This window comes from Pseudonocardia sp. EC080619-01, from assembly GCF_001420995.1.
Lineage (GTDB): Bacteria > Actinomycetota > Actinomycetes > Mycobacteriales > Pseudonocardiaceae > Pseudonocardia.
This window is the reverse complement of sequence record NZ_CP012184.1, coordinates 71,546-90,597: the sequence shown is the minus strand read 5'-3', so window position 1 is coordinate 90,597 and position 19,052 is coordinate 71,546. Positions and strand designations below refer to the sequence as shown.

The window sequence follows — 19,052 nt, the reverse complement described above, 5'->3', positions numbered from 1 at the left end:
GTGGCGGGCATGGGAGAGGGGACCGCGTACCGGGTGGACCGGGTGCGTGACGCGGCGGCGGTGCTGCTCGCGGCCCTCCTCGCGTCGCTCCTGGTGCTGGTCCCGGTCCTGCTCCCGGTCGACGGCGACGCCGGACTCGTCGGCGCCGTCGTCGCGCTGGCCGTCCTGGCCTGGACCGGCGGGCGCGAGCTCGGCTCGCTGCGTCTCCTCGCGACCACGGCGACGACTCCCGTCCGCGAGGCCCTGCGCAGCGCGCACCGGGCCGGTGCGGCCCGCCAGTGCGATCCCGACGCCGACGGGCGGCCGCGCCCCCGGGCACCGGGGTTCCCGGTCCCGCTGGAGCAGACGATCGGCTGAGCCGGTCGGGAGCCGCCGACGACCGGTGGTGACCGTCGGGTCTCGTCGGGTCTCGTCCGCGGGTGCCGTCGGCCGGTGTCGTCGGCCGGTGTCGTCGGCGCTGTCGACACGCGTGGAGATCGCAGATGTCGCACCCGGTGCGGTGGCTCGTCGCCCCACGGGGGTGGTCCTGTTCGGAGAATCGCTTCCTCAGGCAGAGATTTTCCGGAAGGAGGTACCCGGCGGCCCGCAGGGCTGTCGGGCGGTGTGCCGGCCGCACACGTCACGGCCCCGCGTCACCGCCCGCGTCACCGCCCGCGTCAACGCCGGCCTCGCGCGCCACTGCGGCCTACGCGCCACCGCCGCCCCCCGCGCCACTGCCGGCCCCGCGCCATGGGCCAGCGCCCCCGCCGATCCGCCTGCTCCGGCGTCCGTCCCGCCCTTCGACCGGACGTCCCTGGAGTTCCCTGTGCTCGACTTCCTCTACTACCCCGTCTCCTTCGTCATGCGCCTCTGGCACGAGCTGTTCGGTGCCCTGCTCGGCCCCGCCTCCGGCCTCGCCTGGGCGCTGTCCGTCGTGTTCCTCGTGCTCACCGTGCGCGGGCTCCTGGTGCGCCCCGCCTGGACCCGGATGCGGTCGGCGCGGATCACGCGTGCGCTCGGCCCGCAGCTCACCGCGTTGCGGGAGAAGCACCGCCACGACTCCCGCAGGCTCGCCGAGGCGACCGCCGCGCTGCACCGCGAGCACGGCTCGTCGCCGGTCGCCGGGCTCGGGACGGCGCTGCTGCAGATCCCGGTGTTCGTCGCGTTGCTGCACGTCCTGCGCTCGTTCAACCGCCCCGGGCTGAGCTTCGAGCAGAACGCGGCGATCGCCAACTACGCGTTCGGACCCGACCAGGTCGGCTCGTTCCTGCAGGCCAGGCTGTTCGGGGCGCCGCTGTCGGCGTGGCTGACGATGCCCGCCGACCAGCTCGCGTCGTTCGGCGGGGCGCCGGTCGCGGCCGGTGCGGTGGCCGCGGTCGTCGTGCCGCTGGCGGTGCTCGCCGCCGTCTGCACCCACCTGAGCATGCGGTTCGCCCGGGTCGACCCCAGCGGACAGCCCGCGGGCGTCGGACGGGTGCTGGCCGCGATGCCGTGGGTCGCGCCGCTCGGCGTGCTCGTGGGCGGGCTGTTCTTCCCGGTGCCGATCGCGCTGCTGCTGTGCTGGATGACCGGCAGCCTCGCGACGCTGGTGCAGCAGCTGGTGATCACGAGACTGCTGGACCGGCGGCCCGCCCCGGTCGTCGCCGCTCCCGCCCCCGCTCGTGCCCGTGCCCGTGCACCGCGGCCGGGTGCGAAGCCGGTGCGTGCGGGGAAGGCCGGTGCCGCCCGGCGCTGAGCCGTCACCGGGACCCCGTCACCGGGACCCCGTCACCGGGACCCCGTCACCGGGACCCCGTCACCGGGACTGCAACGCGAGGTACAGGTCGACGCGGTCGGAGAACGAGCCCAGGTCACGACCGGTGAGTTCCTCGACCCGCCCGATCCGGTACCGCACCGTGTTGACGTGGAGGTGCAGTCGCGCCGCGGTCCTGCTCCACGAACCGGACTCGTCCAGGAACGTCGCGAGCGTCTCGGCGAGCCCGGTCCCGGAGCGGACGTCGTGGTCCAGCACCGGGCCGAGCACCTGGGCGGCGAAACCGCGGCGGACGTCGTCGGGCACGCCGGCCAGCAGCGCCACGTGCGAGGTGATCTCCCCGGCCCGGGCGGACGCGACCGGGCCGGGCCGGGTCGCGGCGAGCCCCGCGGCGTGCCCGGCCTCGCCGAGCGCACCGGACAGCGCCTCCGCGGACGACGGCCGCGACACCCCGGCGTGCAGCCGGCGCCCGCCCAGTCCCGGCCCGAGCCGGTGCAACGCGGCCAGCACCGCGGGGACCGGGTCCGGCTCCCCGGTGTCGGCGAGCACGGCGACGGCCGCGTCGTCGTGCACCCCGACGGCGGCCGGCCCGGCCCCGGCCAGCGCGTCGACCAGCACGGTGTGCGCCGTGCCGGCCGGGTCCGGGGTGCCGTCGGCGCGCAGCACGAGCACGACGAGCGTGCCGTCGGGTTCCACCCCGGCCTGCCGCAGCCGGACGCGCGTCTCCGGCCGGTCGCCCTCACCGGCGGCGATCCGGGCCAGCGCGTCGTCGGCGATCGGCCGGGCCACCGCGACGCCCTCCCGCCGCCGGGCCCGGTCGAGCGCGGCGATCGCCGCCAGCTCCCCGACGGCGTCGACCGCCTCGGGCCCCGGGCCGCCGGGATCGTGGCCGGGGGCCGACTCCGCCGCCACCAGCCAGCTCTCCGCGCGCGCCGTGCCCGGCGCGGCCGGGACGAGCAGGTGCCGTCCGGCGGAGACCGGGAGCCGTCCGGCGGTGAGGAAGGCCGCGACGACGGCGTCCCGGTCGTCGTCGGGCAGTGGGGGACCGGCGAGCAGCCGGCCGCCGGCCGTCAGGACCCGGCAGGTCAGGCCGGTCCCCGCGGACACCGAGCCGGCCAGCTCGGTGAGCGCCGCGCCGCCCGCGAACGCGTCGAGCAGGCGCCGGTGCCGCCCGAGCGTGTGTGCGAGCCGGTCGCCGCGGGCCGCGGACAACGCGCCGACGACCGTCTCCGTGACCGTTCCGAACGACACGTCGACCGGTACCGCGATCAGCACGAGGCCGTGCCGGCGGCAGGCGTCGACGACGTCGTCCGGGACCTCCCCGAACACCGCCTCGCCCGCGACGAGCGCGGCCGCCCCGGACCGCGCGACGGCCGCGACGAACCGCTCGGAGTCGGCCGCCGACCGCCGCCACACCAGGCCGGACACGACCAGCTCGCCGCCGCCGAGGTAGCGCGACGGGTCCGGCAGGTCCGTCGTGTAGACCCAGCGCACCGGACGGTCCAGATCCGCCGCGGTGCCGTGCAGCACGCGCAGTCGCAGCTCACGGCGGTCCACCAGCTCGGAGAGCAGCATTGGAGGAACCTACAACCGTCCGGGCAGGGGACGGCGACGATTCGTCACGGTGGTGCCTTCTACCCGTGACCCCGGAGCGGTTCCCTGGGCACATGGAGCGGATCGTCATCGACGGGGCGCACGTCGTCACCGTCAGCGGGCAGGAGTTCCCGGGCGGGCACGTCGTCGTCGAGGGGAACCGGATCACCGCCGTGGGGCCGGGCCCGGCACCCACCGGGCCGGGCCGGGTGGTCGACGGCCGCGGCTGCCTGCTCACCCCGGGACTGGTCAACACCCACCACCACCTGTACCAGTGGGTGACCCGCGGGCTCGCCGTCGACCACACGCTGTTCGAGTGGCTGACGACGCTGTACCCGGTGTGGGCCGGGATCGACGAGCACGCCGTGCACACCGGTGCCACCGGCGCGCTCGCGACGCTCGCGCTGTCCGGGTGCACGACCTCGACCGACCACCACTACGTCTTCCCCCGCGAGGGCGGTGACGTCCTCGGCGCCGAGATCCGCGCCGCCGCCGAGGTGGGGCTGCGGTTCCACCCGACCCGCGGCTCGATGGACCTGGGGCGCAGCGCGGGCGGGCTGCCCCCGGACCACGTCGTCGAGGACCGCGACGCGATCCTGGCGGCGTCCGCCGACGCCGTCGCCCGCTGGCACGACCCGGCGCCGGACTCGATGCTGCGGATCGCGCTGGCGCCGTGCTCGCCGTTCTCCGTCACCGGCGACCTCATGCGGGAGTCCGCCGAGCTGGCCCGCGACCTCGGTGTCCGGCTGCACACCCACCTCGCCGAGACCGCCGACGAGGAGGACTTCTGCCGCGAGCGGTTCGGCTGTTCCCCGACCGAGTACGTCGCCGGTCTCGGCTGGACGGGCCCGGACGTCTGGTTCGCCCACACCGTCCACCTCGACGACGACGCCGTGAAGGCGATCGGTGCCTCCGGCACCGGCGTCGCGCACTGCCCGACCTCCAACGGGCGGCTCGGGGCCGGCATCGCCCGGCTCCGGGACCTGGCCGACGCCGGTGCGCGGGTCGGGCTGGGCGTCGACGGGGCCGCGTCGAACGAGGGCACGAACCTGCTGGAGGAGGTCAAGCACGCGGTCCTGTTCGCCCGCGCCGTCGGCGGGCCGACCGCGCTGTCCGTGCGCGCCGCCCTGGAGCTCGGCACGCTCGGTGGCGCGACGGTCCTCGGCCGCGAGGCCGAGATCGGCTCGATCGAGCCCGGCAAGCTCGCCGATCTCGCGCTGTGGCGGCTCGACGGGCTCGGGCACGCCGGGATCGCCGACCCCGTCGCGGCGCTCGTCCTCGGTGCGGCGCCGCCGTTGGAGCGGCTGCTGGTGAACGGCCGGACCGTCGTCGAGCGGGACCGGGTCGTCACCGTCGACACCGGCGCCGTCGCCGAGCGCTGCGCGGCGGTGCACCGCGACCTGGTCGCGAAGGCCGGGTGAGCGGATGGACCTGCACACCGTCACGACGTTCCGCCGGGCCCGCTCGCGCGGCGACCTCGCGCTGGCGCCGGGGGAGCGGATCCTCGGCGGCGGGACCTGGCTGTTCTCCGAGCCGCAGCCGGACACGACCGGCCTGGTCGACCTGACGACGATGGGCTGGGAACCGGTCGTCGTCCGGCCGGACGGCGGGCTGGAGATCGCCGCGACCTGCACGATCGCCGAGCTCGCCGCGTTCGGGGAGCGCACCGGGCGCCCGCTGCTCGCGCAGTGCGCGCACGCGCTGCTGGCGTCGTACAAGATCTGGCACACCGCGACCGTCGGCGGGAACGTCTGCCGGTCGTTCGCCGCGGCCGGCATGGTCGCGCTGTGCGTCGCGCTCGACGGCGTCGCGCTCGTCTGGACCCCCGACGGCGGCACGTACCGCGTCCCCGTCGCGCAGCTCGTCACCGGCAACGGGACGAACGCGCTGCGCCCCGGCGAGGTCCTGCGGTCGCTGGAGCTGCCCGCGCACGCGCTGTCGGCCCGCACCGCGTTCCGGAAGATCGCGCTCGCCGAGCTGGGCCGGTCCGGTGCCGTGCTGACCGGGCGGCTGCACGACGACGGCGGCTGCGTCTTCGGCATCACCGCCGCGACGGCCGCACCGACGGTGCTGCGCTACCCGGCGCTGCCGGGCACCGGGCGGCTGCGCGCCGACGTCGCCGCACTGGACGGCTGGTACACCGATCCGCTCGGCACGGCCGGCTGGCGGCGCCAGGTCAGCGGCGTCCTGCTGGCCGAGATCCACGAGGAGCTCGCCGCATGAAGTTCCGGATCAACGACGTCGAGGTGTCCGGCGAGCCGCGCCCGGGCCAGTGCACACGGACCCTGCTGCGCGAGCACGGGCACTCCGAGGTCAAGAAGGGGTGCGACGCCGGCGACTGCGGCGCCTGCACCGTCCTGCTCGACGGCCGCCCCGTCCACTCCTGCCTGATCCCCGCGCAGCGCCTCGACGGCGCGGAGGTCACCACCGTGTCCGGGCTCGCCACCGAGCGGGGACTGCACCCGGTGCAGCAGGCGTTCGTGGACCGCTTCGGGTTCCAGTGCGGCTTCTGCACGGCCGGGCAGATCGTGACCGCGTCGACGCTGACCGAGGACGACCTCGACGACCTGCCCCGCAGGATGAAGGGCAACCTCTGCCGCTGCACCGGCTACCGGTCGATCCGCGAGGCGATCGAGACCGGGGTGCGGGCCGCGGCCGCCGGGGCCACGCCCGGATGCGGCGCGGCACGGGACGGCGGCGCGACCGCGTCCGGCCCCGGTACCGGCCCCGGGTGCGGCAGCGCGCCCGACGGCGGGAGCATCGGCACCGCGGCGCGCCCCCCGGCCGCGGAGCGCATCGTCACCGGGACCGAACCCTTCACCGTCGACACCGACCTCACCGGTGCCCTGCACCTGCGGATCCTCGCCTCCCCGCACGCGCACGCCCGGATCCGCGCGATCGACGCCACCGCCGCGCGCGCCGCACCGGGCGTCCGCCTGGTGCTGACCCACCACGACGTCCCGGCGACCCGCTACTCCACGGCCCGGCACGAGCACCGCACCGACGACCCGGACGACACCCGGATGCTCGACGACGTCGTCCGGCACGTCGGGCAGCGGGTCGCCGCCGTCGTCGCGGAGAGCCCCGCCGAGGCCGAGGCGGCCTGCCGGCTGATCGCCGTCGACTACGACGTCCTGCCCGCGGTGCTCGACCCGGAGGAGGCCCGCCGGCCGGGTGCACCGCTCGTGCACCCGGACCGGACGCCGGACGACCGGGTCGACGACGCCTCCCGCAACGTCGTCCTGGCCCTGCACGGCGGGCACGGCGGCGACGTCGCCGCGGCGTTGCGCGGCTCGGCCGTCACCGTGTCCGGGACGTGGCGGACGTCGCGGGTCAGCCACGCCCAGCTGGAGTGCCACGGCGCGGTCGGACGGCTCGACGACCGCGGCCGCCTCGACATCCGCGCCGGCACCCAGGTCCCGTTCCTCACCCGCGCCGAGCTGGCGCGCCTGCTGGACCTCGACCCCGACCGTGTCCGGGTGCACACCGCGCGGGTCGGTGGCGGGTTCGGCGGGAAGCAGGAGATGTTCGCCGAGGACCTCGTCGGGCTCGCCGTGCTGCGCACCGGGCGCACCGTCGTCCACGAGTTCACCCGGGCCGACGAGTTCGAGCGCACCGCGCTGCGCCATCCCATGCGGGTGGGCGTCGAGCTCGGCGCCGACGCGTCCGGGCGGCTCACCGCGATGAAGCTCGACGTCCTGTCCGACACCGGCGCCTACGGCAACCACTCCCGCGGGGTGCTGTTCCATTCGGTCGCCGAGTCGGTGAGCGTCTACAACTGTCCGGTCAAGCACCTCGACGCCGAGGTCGTCTACACCCACAACGTGCCCAGCGGGGCGTTCCGCGGGTACGGGCTCGGGCAGGTGCTGCTCGCGGTGGAGTCCGCGATGGACGAGCTCGCGATCCGGCTCGGCATCGACCCGTTCGAGCTGCGCCGGATCAACATGGTGCGCGCCGGGGACCCGCTGCACGTCGCGCACCACCCGGAACCCGAGCACGACCTGCACTGGACGAGCTACGGCATGGACCAGTGCCTGGACCTCGTGCAGGACGCGCTGGCCCGGGACCCGGGGGACCCCGTGCCGGAGGGCCCGCAGTGGCGGGCCGCCGACGGCATGGCGCTGGGCATGATGACGACGATGGCGCCGTTCGGGCACGCCGCGACCGCCTCGGTGACGCTGCTGCCCGGCGGGCGTTACCGGCTCGGCGTCGGGACCGTGGAGTTCGGCAACGGCACGACGACGACGCACCGCCAGGTCGTCGCGTCCGTGCTGGCGACGACGCCGGACCGGATCGAGCTGCACCACGGCGACACCGACGCGTGCGGCTACGACACCGGGGCGTTCGCGTCCGCCGGGACGACCGTCGCGGGCAAGGCGCTGCACCGGGCCGCGCTGGCGCTGCGGGAACGGATCCACACCCTCGCCGGTCCCGGTGCGGAGCTGCACGCCGACGGCGTCCGCACGCCGGACGGCCCGATCGGCTTCGACGAGCTGCTGGCCGGCTCGCCCGGCGGGCTGACCTGCGAGGGCACCGAGCCGGGGGAGGAACGGGCGATCACGGCGAACGTGCACGGCGTCCGGGCCGCGGTGAACGTCGAGACGGGCGAGGTACGGGTGCTGCGGTCGGTGCAGGCCGTCGACGCCGGCACCGTCCTCAACCCCGAGCAGCTGCGCGGGCAGGTCGAGGGCGGCGCCGCGATGGGGCTCGGCAGCGCGCTCTACGAGGAGGTGTACGTCGGCGACGACGGCCGGCTGCTCAACCCTGCGTTCCGCACCTACCGGGTCCCGCAGATGGCCGACGTGCCGCCGGTCGAGGTGCTGTTCGCCGCGACCTCGGACGCGCTCGGCACGTTCGGCGCCAAGTCGATGAGCGAGGCCCCCTACAACCCCGTGGCGCCCGCGATCGGGAACGCGATCCGGCGCGCGCTGGGGGTGCGGCCGTACCACCAGCCGTTCACCCGGGACCGGGTGTGGCGGCTGGCGGCCGGTGCTGCCGAGGGGTAGCCGGGTCAGCCGAGCTCGCGTGCCTTCGCCAGCATCGCGGTGGCGGTGAGCCTGCCGAGCTCGTTCGCCGCGAGCGGGCTGTCCCCGGTGATCACGTCACGGTCGGTGGTGCAGCGGCCGGACATGTCGTCGTTGACGACGCGGACGCCGTCGTCCTGCAGGGCCCTGCCCAGCATCCACGGCATCGGGCCGGGCAGGTAGCCGATGTCGACGTTCGCACCGGCGTCGAGCGCGTCGGGAAACACGCACATCTCGTAGCCCTCGAACAGCGACCGCTCCCGGCCGATGCGGGTCGACAGGAACGCGGCCGGGCCGTGGCACAGCGACACGACGAGCCGACCGGCGCCCGTCGCCCACTCCAGGGTGTCGCGCACGTCCGTGCTGAACGGCAGGCCGGACAGGGCGCCGTGACCGCCGGGGACGAAGACCCCGAGGTAGTCCGAGTCCGGGCCCAGCTCGTGCTCGACGACGTCGGCCAGCGACTTCGGCTTCCGCCACTGCGGCAGCAGGGCGTCGCGGGTGCTGCGCACGGCCTCGTCCTCGCCTGGGTAGGCCCACCACTCGAACTTCGCCGGGTTGCCGGTCAGCGTGGCGATCTCGACGCCGAAGCCGGCCCCGAGCACATGGTGCAGCGGCAGCAGCGTCTCCACCGGGTGGTTGCCGGTGGAGAACATGGTGCCGTTCCCCATGAGGAGGTAGCGCTCGTCGGTGGCGAGGACGAGGATCTTCCAGCGCCCACCGGTCCACGCGTGGCGCTCCGTCGCGAGACCGTCGAAGTCGGTGCGCGGCGCGGTGTAGGCATCCAGCGAGTACGGCGACGGGAAGTACGCCTCGTGCTCGGCGGTGTCGGGCGTCGGCTCCTTGCTCAGGGTCGCCTGGTCGGTCACGAGAACCTCGCACGTGTCGGGGTCGAGGACGGGGTCGGTCCGGGCGTACCCGCCCCGCCGCCCGCGGAACCACGCCGGACCGTTCACCAACCTGTAAAGACAAGTTCGTCGTTCCGCGCGTGGACCGGTGCGAGCATCCGTGCATGACGGTCACCGAACCCACCGCCCGCTACGCCCGCTGGGACGGCGTCGGGGAGCCGTTCCGCGTCGTCGGCACACCGCTCCCGGAGACGCCCGGACCCGGCGAGCTCCTCGTGGCGATCGATCTCGCGACCGTCTGCGGCTCGGACCTGCACACCACCCGCGGACGGCGGCCCTCGCCCGCGCCCGGGGTACTCGGCCACGAGCAGGTCGGACGGGTACTGGCCCTCGGCCCGGGCGCGACGGCCCGGCACGTCGACGGCAGCCCGGTCCGGGTCGGCGACCGGGTCGTCTGGTCGGTCGCCGCGTCCTGCGGGTCCTGCCGCCGGTGCCGGCGCGGGATCCCGCAGAAGTGCACCGACCTGCACAAGTACGGCCACGAGCCGCTCGACGAGACCCGGCCCCTCACCGGCGGGTTCGCCAGCCACTGCGTGCTCGCGCCGGGGACGGCGACCGTCGTCGTCCCGGACGCGGTGCCCGACACCGTCGCCGCGCCCGCCTCCTGCGCGACCGCCACGGTCGCCGCTGTGCTCGACGCGGCCGGGCTCGGCCCGTCCGCCGCCGGGATGCGGGTGCTCGTCACCGGGGCAGGCATGCTCGGCGTGACCGCCGCGGCGATGGCCTCCCGGGCCGGCGCGGACGTCGTCGTCGTGGACCCGCACGCCGACCGCCGTGACCGCGCCCTGCGGTTCGGCGCGGTGGCCGCGGTGCCGGGACCGCCGGCCGCGACGGCCGCACCGGGCGCACCGGGCGCACCGGGCGCTCCCGCCGCGCCGGGCTTCGATCGCGTCGACGTGGCGCTCGAGCTGTCGGGGGCTCCGTCGGCCGTGCAGACCTGTCTCGACAACCTGGACGTGGGCGGGACCGTCGTCCTCGCCGGGTCGGTGTCGTCCGGCCCCGCGGTCGCGCTGGATCCCGAGCGCGTCGTCCGTGGGCTGCACACCGTCGTCGGCGTGCACAACTACGCGCCCCGGCACCTCGCCACGGCCGCCGGGTTCCTCGCCGCCGAGCACGCCCGGTTCCCGTTCGCCGAGCTCACCGGCGGTCCGTGGGCACTCGACGACATCGACGCCGCCTTCGCCGCCGCCGGGGAACCCGGTGCGGCACCGCGACAGGGCGTCCGGCCCTGAGCGGCCGGCTCGTAGGGAGCCGGCTCGACGACCGCTCGTGCGGTGAGGTCGGGTCCTCGCGGAGATCGCTGCTCGGGTAAGCGATTCTCCGGAGGGAGAGCCTGGAGGGCCGGCCGGTCGGACGGAAGGGCGGGCCGGGTGCCGGGTGCCGGTTCCGGGGGTCGGCGGGAATCGCTGCGTGAGGCAGCGACTCTCCGGACAGGGCGCCGGGCTCGTGCGAGCCGGTCCGGTCGTGAGGTGCTGTCGGCAGGGGGTCGGCTGAGATCGCTGCGCGAGGAAGCGATTCCCGTATCGTCGGGGCGGCGGACGTCCGCGGTCGGGGCCTCGTGGAAAGAATGCCACGTTCGGTCCAAGCCTGTCGTGAGCCGCAGCGGGGCGGCGGACGGTGCCGGCGCCGCTGCTCGGCGGGCGATCCGCCGGAACCGGGGGTGTCGGCGGCGGTCACGCGGTGAGTCGTGGCCGGGCTACTCCCTGGTCACGGCGCCCCGTCCGTGCCGCATGTTCGTGATCGTCACCGTCGCGACGTCCGGGCGGTAGCGGTCCTCGGACCACTCCAGGATCTCGCCGGCGGAGTTCCAGGTCAGGCGGCGCTCGCGCAGCAGCGGGTGCCCGGCCTCGACGCCGAGCAGCTCGGCGTCCAGGTCGTCGGCGGCGACCGCGTCGAAGGTGTGGCGGGCGGCGTGCAGGTCGACGCCGGTCGCCGTGAGCAGCGCGTAGATCGAGCCCGCGTTCAGGTCCGCGTCGAGCAGGGGGCGGCCGACCTTCTCCACGTAGGTCATCCGCTCGAGCATCGCGGGCCGGTCGTCGAGGAGCCGGAGGCGGATCAGCTGGACCGCGTAGTCGTCCGGGTCGAGGTGCAGGGCGGCGGCGACCGCGGGGCCCGGGTGACGCAGGGCGATCTCCTGCAGCCGCTGGCCCGGCACGTGCCCGGTCAGCTCCGCGCGCCGGGTGAAGGACAGGAACGACTCGAAGGGCTGCGCCGGCACGGCGTCGAGCACCACCGGCCGCCTGCCCTGCCCGCCGCCGATCAATCCCTCGTCGCGCAGTGCGGCCAGCGCCTGTCGGACAGGGCCGCGCGAGGTCTCGAACTCCCGGCACAGCTCCGCCTCCGACGGCAGCATCTCCCCGACGGCGAGCGTGCCGCCGCGGATCCGCGCGCGGAGCTCGTCGGCCAGGGTCCGGTGCAACGGTGTACCCACGAGCCCGACTCTACAAGTGCGCAGCCTCCGAGCACGGCGTCCACGGATATGGCAGGTGAACAGTCGTCGACTTGTATCGACAAGTCGTTGCCCAGTCCCGGCGGCGCTGGCACGGTCGGTGCCGTGACCCGGACGAGTGATCTCGTGATCGTCGGGGCCGGCGTCGTCGGCCTCGCCCATGCGGTGGAGGCCGTGGCGCGTGGCCTGACCGTCACCGTGCTGGAGCGCGACGAGCGTGCCGTCGGCGCCTCGGTGCGGAACTTCGGCCACGGCTGCCTCACCGCGCAGACCGGCGACGCGCTCGCCTACGCCACCCGCGGCCGGGACACCTGGCTGCGGCTCGGGAAGGAGGCCGGGTTCGGCGTCGCGGAGTGCGGCACCGTCGTGGTCGCCCGGTCCGGCGAGGAGCGTGCGGCGCTGGAGGAGCTCGCGTCCGTGCGCGGCGACGACGTCGAACTGCTCGACCCGGCCGGGGTCGCCGCCCGCGTCCCGGTCGCCAGCGACGGCCTGCACGGGGGTGCGTTCCTGCCCAGGGACCTGCGGGTCGAGCAGCGCCGGGCGGTCGGTGCGGTCGCCGCCTGGCTGGCGGATCAGCCGGGGGCGGAGATCCGGTTCGGGACCCCGCTGCTCGGCATCGACGGTGGTGCCGGGTCCTCCGGCACCGGGTCCACCGGCACCGACGACGACGGCCCCGTCGTCGTCCGCACCGGCCGCGGGGACGTCCGCGCCCGGCAGGTCCTCCTGTGCGTCGGTCACGACCTGGACCGCCTCCTCCCGGACCTGGCCGACGAGGCGGGCCTGCGCCGGTGCGTCCTGCAGATGCTGCAGGTCCGGACGGCCAGGCCCGTCACGGTCGGGCCCGCGGTCCTCACCGGCAGCTCGATGCTCCGCTACCCGGCCCTCTCCGGGACGGCGGGCGCGGCCGCGCTGCGCGCACGGTGGAGCACCGAGCGGCCCGAGCTGCTCGACGCCGTCGTCAACCACATGCTCACCCAGCTGCCCGGCGGCGACCTCGTCGTCGGGGACACCCACGCCTACGACCGCACACCCGCACCGTGGGGCGACGAGTCCCTCGACGAGCTGCTGCTCGCCGAGACCCGGGCGCTGCTCGGGACCGACGTGCGCGTCACCCGTCGCTGGCAGGGCGTCTACGCCGACGCCCCCGGCGAGTTCCTCGTCCGCCCGGCCGGGCCCGCGACGACGGCCGTGTCCGTCACCTCCGGGATCGGCATGACCACCGCGTTCGGCCTCGCCCCGGCCGTGCTCGACAGCCTCCGGGACCGGCACCACCCCGCCGTCCCCGCCACCCGTTCCACCGAGGAGCCCTGATGCGACCCCGACTGCTCGCCGGCCTGCTGCTGGCAGCGACACTCGGCCTCACCGCCTGCGGCGGCCCGTCCGGAGAGGACTCCGCCGCCGCCTCGCCCACCTGCCCGGACGGCCGGATCCGGATGGGCGTCGAACCCTTCGAGGACCCGCAGAAACTGATCCCCGCCGCCGAGGTGCTCGGTGACGCCCTGGAGCGCCGGCTGGGCTGCCCGGTCGAGGTGCAGGTCACCGACGACTACTCGGCCGAGGTCCTGGCCATGCGCAACGACGAGCTGGAGCTGGGGATCTTCGGCCCGCTCGGCTTCGTCTTCGCCGAGCAGCGGGCCGGTGCCGAGGCGGTCGCGTCGTTCGGGACCGCGGACGGTGCGCTGTCGACCTACACGGCCGGGCTCTGGGTGCCCGCGGACTCCGACGTCCGCGAGGTCGCTGCGCTGCGCGACCGCACCCTGGCGCTCGGCGCCGTCGGCTCCACCTCGGGCGACGCACTGCCCCGCCAGGCCCTGCTCGACGCCGGGCTGCGCGAGGGTGACGTCCGCGTCGACTACGCGGGCGGGCACCCCGAGGCGCTCCTCGCGCTGACCAACGGCAAGGTCGACGCCGCGGAGATCAACACCCAGCAGCTCGCGTCCGCGGTCGAGTCGGGGATCTTCGACCCGTCGCGGTTCCGGCAGATCTGGACGTCCGCGCCGATCCCGAACGACCCGGTCACCGTCCGCGGGAACACCTCCCCGGAGTTCAAGGCCGCGGTCACCGATGCCCTGCTGAACCTCGACGCGCAGGCCGTCGGCGAGATCGGTGCCCTGCTCGACGTCGACCCGCCCGGGAAGCTCGTGCCCGTCACCCACGAGACCTACGCCCCCCTGTTCGAGCTGGCGCAGAAGCTCGGCCTGACCGAGGAGGACGTCGAATGACGACGACGCCGATGCTCCGGGTCACCGGTGCGCGGGTCCGCTACGGCGACCGCGAGGTCCTGCACGACGTCGACGTGCACGTCGAGGCCGGGGAGCTGCTCGCCGTGCTCGGCGCCAACGGCTCGGGCAAGTCCACCCTGCTCCGGGCCGCCGCCGGGCTCGTCACCGACGGGGGCGACGTACGGGCGGGCGGCGAGGTGCGGGTCGGCGGGGAGCCGCGCGACCGCCTCGACGTCGCCCTGGTCTTCCAGAAGATCCACCTCGTGCAGCGGCGGACCGTGCTGGAGAACGTCTGCGCCGGTGCCCTCGGGCGGCTGCCGCTGCGCTCGTCGCTGGTCCCGGCGCTGTTCCCGCGCGCCGTCCGGGAGGAGGCCATGGGCTGCCTGGAGCGGGTCGGGCTCGCCGACCGCGCCCACGACCGGGCCGGTTCGCTGTCCGGCGGGCAGCAGCAGCGGGTCGCCGTGGCCCGGGCGCTGTGCCAGCGGGCCCGGGTGCTGCTCGCCGACGAGCCGGTGTCCGCGCTGGACCCGGCGGCGGCCGAGCAGGTGCTGGGCCTGCTGGCCGAGCTGGCGCACACCGAGCGGCTCGCGGTGCTCGCCGTCCTGCACCAGCCGGGCCTCGCCGCGCGGTACGCCGACCGCGTCGTCGGGCTGAAGGACGGCCGCGTCGCACTCGACGGGCCGCCCGGCACGGACGTCGGCGCGCTCTACCCGGCCGCGGAGCGGGCCGGCCACCCGGCAGGCGACACCGCACCGGACACCCCACTGGACACCCCGCTGGACACCGCACTGGAGACCGCGTCGTGACCGTCACCGAACCGGAGATCCGCCGCGTCGCGGTACCGCCCCGGCGGCGCGAGCCGCGCACGCTCGCCCTCGGCGCCGGGATCGTCGCCGTGCTGCTCGTGGTGCACGTGATCGCCTGGCGCACCACCGAGATGTCGTTCGCGTCGCTGCTCGACGGCGCGGGCGGCATGGGGGAGTTCCTGGCCGAGTCGATCCCGCCCGACGTCTCGTGGGAGGTGCTCGGGCCGAGCCTGGAGGGTGCGCTCGTCACGCTGTGGATCGGGCTGCTCGGCACCACGCTGTCGATCCCGTTCGCGCTGCTGCTCGCGCTCGCCGCGGCCCGCGGCACCGCGCCCGGCCCGGTCGTCTACCAGGCCGCCCGCGGGCTGCTGTCGTTCCTGCGCGCCGTCCCCGACGTCGTCTTCGCACTGGTGTTCGTGACCGCGGTGGGCCTCGGCCCGTTCCCCGGCGTGCTCGCGCTCGTGTTCCACAACGTCGGCGTGATGGGCAAGCTGTGGGCCGAGACGATCGAGGACGCCGACCCGGGCCCCGCGACCGCACTGCGCTCGGCGGGCGCCGGACGGCTGCAGGTCGCCGCGCACGCCCTGCTGCCCACGGTCACCCCGCAGCTGGTGGGCCTGCTGCTCTACCGCTTCGACGTCAACGTCCGCTCGTCGCTGGTGCTCGGCCTCGTCGGCGCCGGCGGCATCGGGTTCCTGATCAACCAGTCGATCCAGCTGTTCCGGTTCGACGAGATGCTGACCCACATCCTCGTCGTCCTCGTGCTGATCGTCGCCGTCGACCAGCTGTCCGCGCTGGTCCGCCGCCGCCTCGGGAGTGCCGCATGACCGTCCAGCCGACCCCGCACCCGACGACCCCGCACCTGGCCGTCCTCGACGTCGCCGGGACCACGGTGGACGAGGGGGGCGCCGTCTACCGGGTGCTCGCCGACGTCGTCGCCGACGCCGGGCACCCCGCCTCCGCCGCCGACATCCGCCGGTGGATGGGTGCCGACAAGCGGGAGGCGCTCGCCGCGCTCACCGGCCGCGACCGGATCGAGGACCTGCACGACGCGTTCGTCGCCCGCCTCGCCGCCGCCTACGCCGCGACCCCGCCGCGCCCGCTCCCCGGGGTACCCGGGGCGCTCGCCGCGCTGCGCACGACCGGGACGTCGGTCGTGCTCACCACCGGCTTCGACCGGCAGGTCACCGACCCGCTGCTCGCGTCGCTGCCCCCGGAGTTCACCGGGGAGCTCGACGGCGTCGTGTGCGCCGAGGAGGTCGGCGCCGGCCGCCCCGACCCGGCGATGATCCACCGGGCGATGGCGCTGACCGCGGTCACCGACCCGGCCCGGGTGCTCGCCGCGGGCGACACCGTGCTCGACGTCGAGGCCGGGCGGCGGGCCGGTGCCGGCTGGGTCGTCGGTGTCCTCACCGGCGGCCAGACCCGGGACGAGCTGACCGCGGCCGGGCCGACCCACGTCGTCGCGGGGGTGGCGGCGCTGCCCGATCTGGTGGGGGCCGTTCAGAAGTCGTGATCGGCCTCCGCCGGGTTCCCCGATATGTGCTGGAGGTGCACCCGGCGGCTCAGCCGGATCACCGGCCGGACCAGCATCTCGATGGACCCCGCGATGAACATCCACGTCCCGGCGTAGGTCGTCGCCTCGTGCAGGAACAGGATGCTGCCGATCAGGAACCAGATGCCGATGAGGACGTCGTTGCTGATGCTGACCAGCTCGTACCGACGCCGGATCACGAGCTCCGCGTGGCCCACGGTGAGCGTGATGGTGCGGTCGTTCTCGGACACGTCCATACCGCGCGGTGTACCACCGGACTCCCGGATCCTCTTCGCGTCTCGTCCGTACTGACGAGGACACCCGGCACCGGCGGCGGCCGGTGCCGGTTCTGACCGGGGTGGTCGTCCTGGCCGCCGGGCTGTCGGTGCGGGCGGTCGTGCGGGTCAGCCGATCCCGGGCGCGGTGACGACCTCGACCAGCCGGGGCCCGTCGTCGTCGAACGCCTCCTTCAGCGCGGCGGCCACGGACCCGGCGTCCCGGGCCGACACGGCGGGCACCCCGTAGCCCTCGGCGATCCGCACGAAGTCGAGGCCGGGGACGTCGAGCCCCGGGGTCTCACCGGTGCCCAGCAGCCCGGCGAACCCGCGCAGCGCGCCGTAGGTGCCGTTCTTGAGGATCACGAAGACGACCGGGACCCGGTACTGCGCGGCGGTCCAGAGCGCGGTGATCCCGTAGTTGGCCGAGCCGTCGCCGACGAGTGCCACGACCCGCCGCCGGGCGGTCCCGCCCTCGTCGGTGTGCGCCAGCTGCGCGCCGACGGCGGCGGGCAGCCCGAACCCGAGGCCGCCCGACGCGGGGAACAAGTAGCTGCCCGGCTCGGTCAGGTCGGCCTGGGCGAAGAACGCGTCGATCGTCGACGTCGACTCGCAGACGTGCACCGTCCCGGCCGGTGCCGCCTCGCGGACCAGCGCGAACAGCTGCTCCGGGGGGACGTGGTCGTCGGCGCCCGCCGGGGTCGCGAAGGCCGGTCGGGGCGGGAGCGGGTCGCGGCCGGAGTCCGGCACGGCCGCGGCCAGCGCGGCGAGCGCCGCACCGACCGGTGCCACCCAGGCGTCGCCCATCGGGGCCCGCGCGGCCTCGGCCGGGTCGGCGGTCAGGTGCAGCAGCCGGGCCCCCTCGGGGAGCAGGTCACCGGGCAGGAACTGGTGGTAGCGGAACACCGGGGCCCCCGCGACCAGCACGACGTCGTGCCCGGCCAGCCGCTCGGTCACGTCCCGCACCGACGCCGGGAGCACCCCGCGGAACGACGGGTGCCGGGTCGGGAACGGGCACCGCGACGCCGACGGCGCCACCCACACCGGGCACGCCAGCCGCTCTGCGAGGGCGACGGCGTCGGCGGCGGCCCGGTCCGCGTCGGCCTGCGGGCCGAGCACCAGGACCGGGTTCCGTGCCGACGCGAGCGTGCCGGCGATCGTCGCCGTCTGTGCGGGGTCGAGCGCCGCCGCGGACACGGTGCGCCTGCCGGGCAGGTGCGCGGTGTGCGGGCCGGCGGGGGCGGCCCAGTCGTCGTAGGGGACCGAGAGGTAGACCGGGCCGCGCGGTTCCAGGCAGGCGGTGTGCACGGCCTGGGACAGCGCCCGGGGCACGTCCTGCGCGTCGACCGGCTCGGCCGACCACTTCACGAGCGGGCGCGGGAGCGCCGCCGCGTCGACGTTGGTGAGCATCACCTCCTGGCCGACGGTGGAGCGGACCTGCTGCCCGGCGGTCAGCACCAGCGGCGAGTGCGAGTAGACCGCGTTGGTCAGCGCGCCCATCGCGTTCCCGGACCCGGACGCCGCGTGCAGGTTGACCAGCGCCGGACGGCCGGTCGCCTGGGCGTACCCGTCGGCCATGCCGACGACCACACCCTCGTGCAGGCCGAGCACGTAGCGGGTGCCGTCGGGCATCGCCGCCAGGAACGGGAGCTCGTTGGACCCGGGGTTGCCGAACACGGTGTCGATGCCGTGGCCGTGCAGCACCTGCCAGCCGGCCTCGCCGATCGTCGCCATCGCAGCCGCCTCTCGTGTCGTGGACCCCGGTCACGCTAGGCATCCGGTACCGGCCGGCGCCATGCCCGGCGGCTAGCGGTCGCGGGGGTCGCGCGCGACGACCTCGCGCAGCGCCTCGGTCTCCACCGGCAGGTCGGAGAGGTCGTCCGGCCAGGACGCGACGACCTCGCCCGCCCAGTCGGCCCACCGCTCGGTGGCCGCCGACATGTCCGAGAGATAGCGCCCCACCAGCGTGTTCAGCCCGGCGCGGTCGGGGAACGGCGCGTCGCCCTCCAGGTAGGACCGGGCGATCGCGGCGTCGACCGCGGCGGTCTCGCGGGCCCACCGCCGGGTCGCCTCGATGGTGCGCAGCAGGTCCGCCTTGGTGCCGTTGTCGGCGAGGAACACCCGCAGGAGCTGCTCGGACTCCAGTGCGGGGGGCGATCCGGGCTCGGTCAGCCAAGCGGCGAGCGCCCGGCGGCCGTCCTCGGTGATCGTGTAGACGGTGCGCCGGCGGCGGCCCTGGTTCTGCGACTCGGCGGTGGCGTAGCCGAGTGCGACGAGCTTGCGGGGTTCCTCGTAGAGCTTGCTGGAGGCGCGGGGCCAGAACCGGGCGAGGCTGCGCCGGATCTGGTTGGTCAGCTCGTAGGTGCTCCACGGCCGGACGGCCAGCAGCCCCAGCATCGCGTAGGACGTCGTCGTCGGCGTCTGGCCCCGGGACATCCGGTGACCCTCCCATACTCCCCAAGGGAGTACTCCCCATGGGAGTATGTGTCCGGCGAGGGAAGGGGACCAC

Annotated in this window: 17 protein-coding genes; 11 read left to right on the top strand and 6 right to left on the bottom strand. The window is 75.6% G+C overall.

Translation table 11 applies throughout. The features are described 5' to 3' along the window. Positions 1 to 9: 9 nt before the first annotated feature. Both AD017_RS00415 and yidC read left to right on the top strand, forming a co-directional pair. Positions 10 to 357, top strand: a complete 348-nt coding sequence (locus AD017_RS00415; protein ID WP_060572182.1) for a DUF6412 domain-containing protein — start codon at positions 10 to 12, stop codon at positions 355 to 357. Between the two features lie 448 nt (positions 358 to 805). Next, positions 806 to 1,714, top strand: coding sequence for a membrane protein insertase YidC (yidC, locus tag AD017_RS00410; protein WP_060572180.1), 909 nt, complete (start codon positions 806 to 808; stop codon positions 1,712 to 1,714). A gap of 60 nt (positions 1,715 to 1,774) precedes the next feature. Here the strand turns inward: yidC and AD017_RS00405 are convergent, their stop codons facing one another. Then, entirely contained in the window at positions 1,775 to 3,307 is a 1,533-nt protein-coding gene (locus tag AD017_RS00405) for a PucR family transcriptional regulator ligand-binding domain-containing protein (RefSeq protein ID WP_060572178.1), read from the bottom strand. A gap of 92 nt (positions 3,308 to 3,399) precedes the next feature. Between AD017_RS00405 and AD017_RS00400 the strand changes: the two genes are divergently transcribed. Genes AD017_RS00400 through AD017_RS00390 form a run of 3 tightly spaced genes read left to right on the top strand, consistent with a single transcriptional unit; the run spans position 3,400 to position 8,331 of the window. After that, complete coding sequence (locus AD017_RS00400) at positions 3,400 to 4,746, top strand: 8-oxoguanine deaminase (RefSeq protein ID WP_060572176.1); 1,347 nt, start codon at positions 3,400 to 3,402, stop codon at positions 4,744 to 4,746. A gap of 4 nt (positions 4,747 to 4,750) precedes the next feature. Further along, on the top strand, positions 4,751 to 5,548 hold the full coding sequence (locus tag AD017_RS00395) for a xanthine dehydrogenase family protein subunit M (protein WP_010233194.1): 798 nt from the start codon (positions 4,751 to 4,753) through the stop codon (positions 5,546 to 5,548). Beyond that, complete coding sequence (locus AD017_RS00390; protein WP_060572175.1) at positions 5,545 to 8,331, top strand: molybdopterin cofactor-binding domain-containing protein; 2,787 nt, start codon at positions 5,545 to 5,547, stop codon at positions 8,329 to 8,331. Before AD017_RS00395 ends, AD017_RS00390 begins: the two co-directional genes overlap by 4 nt. A 5-nt stretch (positions 8,332 to 8,336) precedes the next feature. Here the strand turns inward: AD017_RS00390 and hchA are convergent, their stop codons facing one another. Continuing rightward, on the bottom strand, positions 8,337 to 9,218 hold the full coding sequence (gene hchA, locus AD017_RS00385; protein WP_060576155.1) for a glyoxalase III HchA: 882 nt from the start codon (positions 9,216 to 9,218) through the stop codon (positions 8,337 to 8,339). A 143-nt stretch (positions 9,219 to 9,361) separates the two neighbouring features. On the opposite strand from hchA, the gene AD017_RS00380 reads away from it, so the two are divergent. Next, positions 9,362 to 10,489 (top strand): zinc-binding dehydrogenase, encoded by a 1,128-nt coding sequence (locus tag AD017_RS00380; protein WP_060572173.1) that lies wholly within the window; start codon positions 9,362 to 9,364, stop codon positions 10,487 to 10,489. Between the two features lie 464 nt (positions 10,490 to 10,953). Here the strand turns inward: AD017_RS00380 and AD017_RS00375 are convergent, their stop codons facing one another. Then, positions 10,954 to 11,688: a GntR family transcriptional regulator gene (locus AD017_RS00375; RefSeq protein WP_174521777.1), complete on the bottom strand. Its 735-nt coding sequence runs from the start codon at positions 11,686 to 11,688 to the stop codon at positions 10,954 to 10,956. Between the two features lie 123 nt (positions 11,689 to 11,811). Here AD017_RS00375 and AD017_RS00370 point away from each other — a divergent pair, with 123 nt between their 5' ends. Genes AD017_RS00370 through AD017_RS00350 form a run of 5 tightly spaced genes read left to right on the top strand, consistent with a single transcriptional unit; the run spans position 11,812 to position 16,250 of the window. Continuing rightward, positions 11,812 to 13,017 (top strand): TIGR03364 family FAD-dependent oxidoreductase, encoded by a 1,206-nt coding sequence (locus AD017_RS00370; RefSeq protein ID WP_227012623.1) that lies wholly within the window; start codon positions 11,812 to 11,814, stop codon positions 13,015 to 13,017. After that, the gene (locus tag AD017_RS00365) at positions 13,017 to 13,928 is read left to right on the top strand and encodes a phosphate/phosphite/phosphonate ABC transporter substrate-binding protein (RefSeq protein WP_060572170.1); all 912 of its coding nucleotides are present in this window, start codon (positions 13,017 to 13,019) and stop codon (positions 13,926 to 13,928) included. The genes AD017_RS00370 and AD017_RS00365 overlap by 1 nt, the downstream gene beginning before the upstream one ends. After that, a complete protein-coding gene (locus tag AD017_RS00360; RefSeq protein ID WP_202968959.1) occupies positions 13,925 to 14,734 on the top strand; it encodes a phosphonate ABC transporter ATP-binding protein in 810 nt (269 codons plus the stop codon). The genes AD017_RS00365 and AD017_RS00360 overlap by 4 nt, the downstream gene beginning before the upstream one ends. Beyond that, complete coding sequence (phnE, locus tag AD017_RS00355; RefSeq protein WP_010236912.1) at positions 14,731 to 15,561, top strand: phosphonate ABC transporter, permease protein PhnE; 831 nt, start codon at positions 14,731 to 14,733, stop codon at positions 15,559 to 15,561. Before AD017_RS00360 ends, phnE begins: the two co-directional genes overlap by 4 nt. After that, positions 15,558 to 16,250, top strand: a complete 693-nt coding sequence (locus tag AD017_RS00350; protein WP_060572168.1) for a phosphonatase-like hydrolase — start codon at positions 15,558 to 15,560, stop codon at positions 16,248 to 16,250. Before phnE ends, AD017_RS00350 begins: the two co-directional genes overlap by 4 nt. On the opposite strand, the gene AD017_RS00345 is transcribed toward AD017_RS00350, so the two are convergent. The 3 genes from AD017_RS00345 to AD017_RS00335 all read right to left on the bottom strand — a co-directional run bounded on the left by AD017_RS00345 (position 16,238) and on the right by AD017_RS00335 (position 18,979). After that, positions 16,238 to 16,525: a YrhK family protein gene (locus tag AD017_RS00345; protein ID WP_060572166.1), complete on the bottom strand. Its 288-nt coding sequence runs from the start codon at positions 16,523 to 16,525 to the stop codon at positions 16,238 to 16,240. The genes AD017_RS00350 and AD017_RS00345 overlap by 13 nt on opposite strands. A gap of 147 nt (positions 16,526 to 16,672) precedes the next feature. After that, positions 16,673 to 18,277 carry a benzoylformate decarboxylase gene (gene mdlC / locus AD017_RS00340; protein ID WP_060572165.1) on the bottom strand — a complete coding sequence of 535 codons (1,605 nt, stop codon included), beginning with the start codon at positions 18,275 to 18,277 and terminating at the stop codon, positions 16,673 to 16,675. A gap of 72 nt (positions 18,278 to 18,349) precedes the next feature. Next, on the bottom strand, positions 18,350 to 18,979 hold the full coding sequence (locus tag AD017_RS00335) for a PadR family transcriptional regulator (RefSeq protein WP_060572163.1): 630 nt from the start codon (positions 18,977 to 18,979) through the stop codon (positions 18,350 to 18,352). Positions 18,980 to 19,052 lie beyond the last annotated feature (73 nt).

Excerpts from the sequence above, each read along its gene's own strand:
- AD017_RS00415 (WP_060572182.1), top strand. The coding sequence starts at position 10 with ATGGGAGAGGGGACCGCGTACCGGGTGGACCGGGTGCGTGACGCGGCG.
- AD017_RS00395 (WP_010233194.1), top strand. The coding sequence starts at position 4,751 with ATGGACCTGCACACCGTCACGACGTTCCGCCGGGCCCGCTCGCGCGGC.
- AD017_RS00390 (WP_060572175.1), top strand. The coding sequence starts at position 5,545 with ATGAAGTTCCGGATCAACGACGTCGAGGTGTCCGGCGAGCCGCGCCCG.
- AD017_RS00380 (WP_060572173.1), top strand. The coding sequence starts at position 9,362 with ATGACGGTCACCGAACCCACCGCCCGCTACGCCCGCTGGGACGGCGTC.
- AD017_RS00360 (WP_202968959.1), top strand. The coding sequence starts at position 13,925 with ATGACGACGACGCCGATGCTCCGGGTCACCGGTGCGCGGGTCCGCTAC.
- AD017_RS00350 (WP_060572168.1), top strand. The coding sequence starts at position 15,558 with ATGACCGTCCAGCCGACCCCGCACCCGACGACCCCGCACCTGGCCGTC.
- AD017_RS00405 (WP_060572178.1), bottom strand. The coding sequence starts at position 3,307 with ATGCTGCTCTCCGAGCTGGTGGACCGCCGTGAGCTGCGACTGCGCGTG.
- AD017_RS00400 (WP_060572176.1), top strand. The coding sequence starts at position 3,400 with ATGGAGCGGATCGTCATCGACGGGGCGCACGTCGTCACCGTCAGCGGG.
- mdlC (WP_060572165.1), bottom strand. The coding sequence starts at position 18,277 with ATGGCGACGATCGGCGAGGCCGGCTGGCAGGTGCTGCACGGCCACGGC.
- AD017_RS00335 (WP_060572163.1), bottom strand. The coding sequence starts at position 18,979 with ATGTCCCGGGGCCAGACGCCGACGACGACGTCCTACGCGATGCTGGGG.
- AD017_RS00345 (WP_060572166.1), bottom strand. The coding sequence starts at position 16,525 with ATGGACGTGTCCGAGAACGACCGCACCATCACGCTCACCGTGGGCCAC.
- AD017_RS00365 (WP_060572170.1), top strand. The coding sequence starts at position 13,017 with ATGCGACCCCGACTGCTCGCCGGCCTGCTGCTGGCAGCGACACTCGGC.